Origin of the sequence: Caballeronia sp. (assembly GCF_028292365.1) — a bacterium.
Classification (GTDB): Bacteria; Pseudomonadota; Gammaproteobacteria; order Burkholderiales; family Burkholderiaceae; genus Caballeronia.
Genome location: NZ_JAQGMM010000029.1, coordinates 1 through 5,744, shown reverse-complemented (window position 1 = coordinate 5,744; position 5,744 = coordinate 1). Strand labels below are relative to the sequence as shown.

The window sequence follows — 5,744 nt, the reverse complement described above, 5'->3', positions numbered from 1 at the left end:
CGAGCGTGATTTTCACTCCTTTGCCATACTATCAACGAGCGGCAGCGCACCGACAACCATCGCTTCTTCGGCCTTTGGCCGAAGGTGCCACTCGGACGCAAAGGACCGCACGGCTCCCGAAAAATCCAATGTCCGATTGCCGCAGTATTTAGGCAGAACAGCGGTGGCTTTGGAGGTTAAGGTATTCGTCGAAGCACAATTCGACCACGTGCCCTCGACACCCTCAAGGCGAGGGCCGAAACCTTATTCAAGGCCATGCTAAAAGTTACGAAAGCGGTTTTCCCGGTTGCGGGTCTCGGTACCCGATTCCTCCCCGCGACCAAGGCCAGCCCGAAGGAAATGCTGCCCGTCGTCGACAAACCGCTGATCCAGTACGCGGTCGAAGAGGCCATGGCCGCCGGCATCACGGAGATGATCTTCGTGACGGGCCGCAGCAAGCGCGCGATCGAGGATCACTTCGACAAGTCGTATGAGATCGAAGCCGAACTGGAAGCCCGCGGCAAGCAAAAGCTGCTCGATCTCGTGCGCAGCATCAAACCGAGCCACGTGGACTGTTTCTACGTGCGTCAGGCGGAAGCGCTCGGTCTGGGCCACGCCGTGCTGTGCGCGGAAAAGCTGGTGGGCGACAACCCGTTCGCCGTGATTCTGGCCGATGACTTGTTGTACGGCACACCGCCGGTGATGACGCAGATGATCGAAGTATTCGATCACTATCACAGCTCGGTGATTGGCGTGGAGGAGATCCCGGCTCAGGATTCCAAGTCGTACGGCGTGATTGACGGGAAAGAGTGGGAAGACAATATTTTCAAGCTGTCGGGCATTGTGGAAAAGCCGGAACCCGCCGATGCCCCGTCGAATCTGGGCGTGGTCGGACGATATGTGCTGAAACCGCGCGTCTTCGATCACATCCGTGCGTTGAAGCCGGGAGCCGGCGGTGAATTGCAACTGACGGACGCAATCCAGTCGTTGCTCGCTGACGAACAAGTGCTCGCTTACAAGTATCACGGCACGCGTTTCGATTGCGGCAGCAAGCTTGGCTATTTGAAAGCAACAGTGGAATTCGCGCTGCGCCATCCGGAAGTGGCAAAGGACTTTCAGGAATACCTGAACACGCGTTCGCCGCATCTGCTCGGCTAAGTGCCAATGCATAAATCTGAGCCCTGAGCCGCGAGCGCGTGGCTTGATGGCCGGAAAAAAAATGCCCATGACTAAAATCATGGGCATTTTTTATTGGGCTTCTGTCGATCAGCGGCGCCGCATGAGAAAGGTGAACACCTTGTCGTGCGAGGTCGATTCCACCAGTTCATTGCCCGTCTGCTTCGAAAACGCGGCAAAGTCGCGTTGCGAACCCGGGTCGGTCGCCAGCACTTTCAATATCTGACCGCTCTGCATATCGGCCAGCGCCTTCTTCGCCCGCAGGATGGGCAGCGGGCACGTGAGCCCGCGCGCATCGACTTCCTTGTGCACTTCCATCAGATTGAGCCTTGTTCGAACCCGCTAGTGATCTCGCCTATAGAGAGTTCGATTTTACCCCAGTGCTTAAAAATTCACCGCTTGGCCTTTGGCGAGAGACTCCCGCATGGCAATCCCGATACGCGTAGCCTCACGTGCGTCGTCAAGCGTCAGGCCCGTGGCGGGGCCTCCGCTCAGCGACGCGACGAACACCTCGGCTTCGTGCAGGAACGCTTGCTCGAAGCGCTCGAAGAACGTCGGCGTGCATTCGTTGCGGATGCCGCCGGCATCGTAGATTTCCACCCGGTTCGCCCGCGGATTGTGTCCCACCGAGAGCGCCCCGCCTGTTCCCACCACTTCCGTCTGCGTATCGTGACCGTGGGCGCTTGTGCGCGATGCCTGGAATACCGCCAGCCGGCCGCCCTCGAATTCGCAGATAGCGACACCGTTGTCGATATCGCCACATTCCGCCAGCCCTTCGTGGATCGCTATCGTGCCGCTCGCGAACACGCGCGTAACACGCGGGTTACCCAGCATCCAGCGCGCGAGGTCGATGTCGTGGACGCTGCAATCGAGGAACAATCCGCCCGATGTCGGCGCGAAACGGACGAAAAAGCCATCGGGATCGTTCTTGTCGACGGTCTGCGAACGGACCATGAACGGCCGGCCGATCGCGCCCTGGCTGATCTTGTTGAAGGCGTCGCGATAACTGGCATCGAAACGACGAACGAAACCGATCATCACCTGAAGATGCGGAAAGCGCGCGCTTTCTTCAATCACGCGATCACACTGTTCCAGGTCCAGCGACAACGGTTTTTCGCAGAACACATGTTTGCCCGCGCGCAACGCCGCGATGATCTGGTCAGCATGCAGCGATGTTGGCGTAACGAGCCACACTGCATCGAGCGATGCGTCTTTCAGTATCGATTCGTAGTCGCTGTAGAGCGCAAGTTCGGGCAGGTTGGCGCTGGCCCATTCGCGTTCTGCCGCGACCGGACTGCACGCCGCCGCGAGCGTTGCGCCCGGCACATGCCACGCGAGATTACGTGCGTGGCGCTGACCCAGCCGCCCTAATCCAACAATCCCAATGCGCACCGGCGCCTTCATGCCGCCCCCAGCTTAATGATCGGTCCTTCACGCCACGACCGCGTAGCCGCCTCGGCGAGTTCCAACGCCTTCATGCCGTCCGCGACCGTCGTGCGAACCGGCTTGCCTTCCTGGATGGCATCGAAGAAATGGGCGATTTCCAGTGCGTACGCCGCGCGATAACGCTCGAGAAAAAACGCTTCCGGCACATCGTTTGAAACCGCCGTCTTCGAATACGCCGTGACTTCAGTCGGACGCACATTGCCGGCTTGCAGCATGCCTTGGCTGCCGAGCAGTTCGAAGCGCTGGTCGTATCCGTACGCCGCGCGCCGCGCGGTGTTGATCTGGCACAAGCGGCCGCGTTTGGTGCGGATCGTGACAGCCGTCGAATCGATATCGCCCGCTTCTGCAATTGCCGGGTCCGTCAGGCAGCTTCCGGTTGCGTGCAGCGTGTCGGCTTCGTCGTCGAGCATCCAGCGGAAGATATCGAAATCGTGGATCAGCATGTCCTTGAAAATGCCGCCCGAATGCTTGATGTATTCCACCGGCGGCGCGCCCGGATCGCGGCTCGTGATCACCAGCATTTCCGGATCGCCAATCTCACCCGCCTCCACGCGCGCCTTCAATGCGGCAAAGGTCGGATCGAAGCGGCGCTGAAAACCGATCATGCAGACCACGCCGGCTTTCGCGACGGCATCGGCACAAGCGCGTGCACGCTCGAGCGTCAGATCGACCGGCTTTTCGCAGAACACATGCTTCTTTTGCGCCGCCGATTTCAGGATCAGGTCAGCGTGCGTGTCCGTGCTTGAACACACGACAGTCGCGCCTATCGATGCATCGCCGAGTGCGCCTTCCACGTCGGCCACTTGCGCGCCGTGAAGCGCAGCCAATGCGGCTGCGGCTTCCTTGTTGACGTCCACCACGTACTTCAGGCGCACACCCGGCTGCTTCGCCAGGTTCGCCGCGTGGATCTTGCCGATCCGCCCTGCTCCGAACACCGCCACATCAATCGTCATAGCCGCCTGTCTCCCTTGATTCTTCTACGTTCAGTTCAAGCCGGTACGCAAGCGCGATAAACAGCGCCTGGCACAAGCAGATCGTGCTCGTGAGCGAACGGAACGCGAACGCGCTGCCTTCCTTCACGAACAAATGCGCGCTCGCGTGACGCGCGAGCGGCGAAAGCTGGCCATCGGTAATCACTAATGTCTTGGCGCCGTGGTGCTGCGCCGCGCGCACGCAATACTGGGTCTCCTTGCCATACGGCGCGAAGCTGATCGCGACCACCACATCGCCCTTCTTCACGCTGCGGATCTGTTCGCGATACATCCCGCCGAAACCCGACACCAGATGCACACGTTTAGCCGTGTGCTGCAGCGCGTAGACGATATAACTCGCCACCGGAAACGAGCGCCGCACACCGACCACGTAGATGTTCTCGGCGTGTTCCAGCATCTTCACCGCGGCTTCGAACTGGACGTCGTCGAGACCCGCTTCGAGTTCCTCCAGCCCGCTCCGGCTCGCCGCGATAAATTCGCGCGCCACCGATCCGCCTGACAACTTGCCCGGCTTTTCGTCGATCAGTTTGCGGATGCGCTGCTGATAGCTTTGCGCCGAACCGTTCTGGCCCGTGTACGCCTGCTTGAAGATTGCCTGGAGATCGGAGAAGCCCGAGAAGCCGAAGCGCTGCGCGAAGCGCACGACAGCCGAGGGATGCACACCGCACGCGCTGGCGATGTCGCCGGTGCGATCCATCATCACGTTGCTGCGATGTTGTTCGATGTACGTCGCCACGCTTTTAAGCTGGCGCGGCAGCGCGTCGTAGGCCTCGGCGATCCGCTGCATCAGTTCATCGACTGTCGGGATCTCGGCCGTCTCTTGAGGGTCTTGCGTGTCTTCCTGCATGCCGTGCTCGTGGTTTTTCTGTTCGATGCCACCGATTATAGATACCAGAGCGAACAAATGGAATTAATTTTCCAAACTTCGAATAGTTAAACTTCCTATTGCAGAGCGATGAAACTTGTCCTAATCTTGGTCCTGAGCAAGGGGCGTCAAACGGTGAAGCGCCGTATGCAAGACGCCAGATGCTCGTTCAGAACAACAACCGTGATAGGTGGAGACAATGAGACTTTGCAATCGCCGAGGCGCCCTGCGCGCGCTCGCGGCTGCCGCTGCGTTGTGCGGCGCAGCAGCACTGAGCAGCCAGGCAGCGCACGCCGCTCCCGACGCCCACTTCGTTTTGATCAGCCATGCGCCGGATTCGGACTCGTGGTGGAACACGATCAAGAACGCGATCAAGCAGGCGGACGAGGACTTCAATGTCCAGACGGATTACCGCAACCCGCCGAATGGCGATATTGCCGATATGGCGCGGCTGATTGAACAGGCCGCAGCTCGTAACGTTGACGGCGTGATCGTCACCATTGCCGACTTCGACGTACTAAAGGGCTCGATCTCCAAGGTCACCGCGAAGCACATCCCGCTGGTCACGATCAACTCCGGCACCGAGGAGCAAAGCGCGCAGCTCGGCGCGATCATGCACGTCGGCCAGCCTGAATACACGGCCGGTAAAGCGGCGGGCGAAAAGGCGAAAGCGGCGGGCATCAAGTCGTTCCTGTGCGTCAACCACTACGCGACGAATCCCGCTTCGTTCGAGCGTTGCCGGGGTTTCGCCGAAGCGCTTGGCGTCGATTTCAAGTCGTCCACGCTGGACGCAGGCCAGGATCCGACCACGGTGCAGTCCAAGGTGAGCGCGTATTTGCGTAATCACCCGGATACCCAGGCCGTGCTCGCCCTTGGCCCGCTGTCGGCAGATCCGACCATCAAGGCGCTCAAGCAGATGGGCGTCGCCGGCAAGATCTGGTTCGCGACGTTCGACTTCGACAGCGACATCGCAAAAGCGATCCAGGATGGCACGATCCAGTTCGCTATCGACCAGCAACCCTACTTGCAGGGTTATATCCCGGTCGCCGTGCTGGCTATCGTGAAGAAGGATCACACCACCGATCCGGCCAAGATTCGCCAGGCCCTCGAAGCGAATCCGAAGTTCCAGGCGCGGCTTAGCACCTACGGGCTCGCTCCGTCCTACGGGGCGCGCAATATCGGCTCCGGTCCGGGCTTTATCACCAAGGAAAACGTCGACAAGGTACTCAAGTACGCAGGTCAGTACAGATGAACCCGATGGCGGCGCGGTTAGTTTGACCTTAGGC

General features: G+C 60.0%; 6 protein-coding genes. 2 read left to right on the top strand and 4 right to left on the bottom strand.

Annotation, left to right across the window (positions count from 1 at the left end):
• Positions 1 to 255: 255 nt before the first annotated feature.
• A complete protein-coding gene (galU, locus tag JWR14_RS01400; protein ID WP_299700080.1) occupies positions 256 to 1,137 on the top strand; it encodes a UTP--glucose-1-phosphate uridylyltransferase GalU in 882 nt (293 codons plus the stop codon).
• A gap of 108 nt (positions 1,138 to 1,245) precedes the next feature.
• Here the strand turns inward: galU and JWR14_RS01395 are convergent, their stop codons facing one another.
• From JWR14_RS01395 to JWR14_RS01380, 4 genes are all read right to left on the bottom strand, one after another.
• Positions 1,246 to 1,473 carry a sulfurtransferase TusA family protein gene (locus JWR14_RS01395; protein ID WP_062084604.1) on the bottom strand — a complete coding sequence of 76 codons (228 nt, stop codon included), beginning with the start codon at positions 1,471 to 1,473 and terminating at the stop codon, positions 1,246 to 1,248.
• Between the two features lie 66 nt (positions 1,474 to 1,539).
• Positions 1,540 to 2,559, bottom strand: a complete 1,020-nt coding sequence (locus JWR14_RS01390) for a Gfo/Idh/MocA family oxidoreductase (RefSeq protein WP_299700066.1) — start codon at positions 2,557 to 2,559, stop codon at positions 1,540 to 1,542.
• Positions 2,556 to 3,554, bottom strand: coding sequence for an inositol 2-dehydrogenase (gene iolG / locus JWR14_RS01385; protein ID WP_299700063.1), 999 nt, complete (start codon positions 3,552 to 3,554; stop codon positions 2,556 to 2,558). Before iolG ends, JWR14_RS01390 begins: the two co-directional genes overlap by 4 nt.
• Positions 3,544 to 4,440: a MurR/RpiR family transcriptional regulator gene (locus JWR14_RS01380; protein ID WP_277046721.1), complete on the bottom strand. Its 897-nt coding sequence runs from the start codon at positions 4,438 to 4,440 to the stop codon at positions 3,544 to 3,546. Before JWR14_RS01380 ends, iolG begins: the two co-directional genes overlap by 11 nt.
• 217 nt (positions 4,441 to 4,657) lie before the next feature.
• On the opposite strand from JWR14_RS01380, the gene JWR14_RS01375 reads away from it, so the two are divergent.
• A complete protein-coding gene (locus JWR14_RS01375) occupies positions 4,658 to 5,710 on the top strand; it encodes a sugar ABC transporter substrate-binding protein (RefSeq protein ID WP_299700056.1) in 1,053 nt (350 codons plus the stop codon).
• The last annotated feature ends 34 nt before the right edge of the window (positions 5,711 to 5,744 follow it).

Bases quoted from the DNA above. Each gene is read 5' to 3' on its own strand.
- galU (WP_299700080.1), top strand. From the start codon at position 256: ATGCTAAAAGTTACGAAAGCGGTTTTCCCGGTTGCGGGTCTCGGTACC.
- JWR14_RS01395 (WP_062084604.1), bottom strand. From the start codon at position 1,473: ATGGAAGTGCACAAGGAAGTCGATGCGCGCGGGCTCACGTGCCCGCTG.
- JWR14_RS01390 (WP_299700066.1), bottom strand. From the start codon at position 2,559: ATGAAGGCGCCGGTGCGCATTGGGATTGTTGGATTAGGGCGGCTGGGT.
- iolG (WP_299700063.1), bottom strand. From the start codon at position 3,554: ATGACGATTGATGTGGCGGTGTTCGGAGCAGGGCGGATCGGCAAGATC.
- JWR14_RS01380 (WP_277046721.1), bottom strand. From the start codon at position 4,440: ATGCAGGAAGACACGCAAGACCCTCAAGAGACGGCCGAGATCCCGACA.
- JWR14_RS01375 (WP_299700056.1), top strand. From the start codon at position 4,658: ATGAGACTTTGCAATCGCCGAGGCGCCCTGCGCGCGCTCGCGGCTGCC.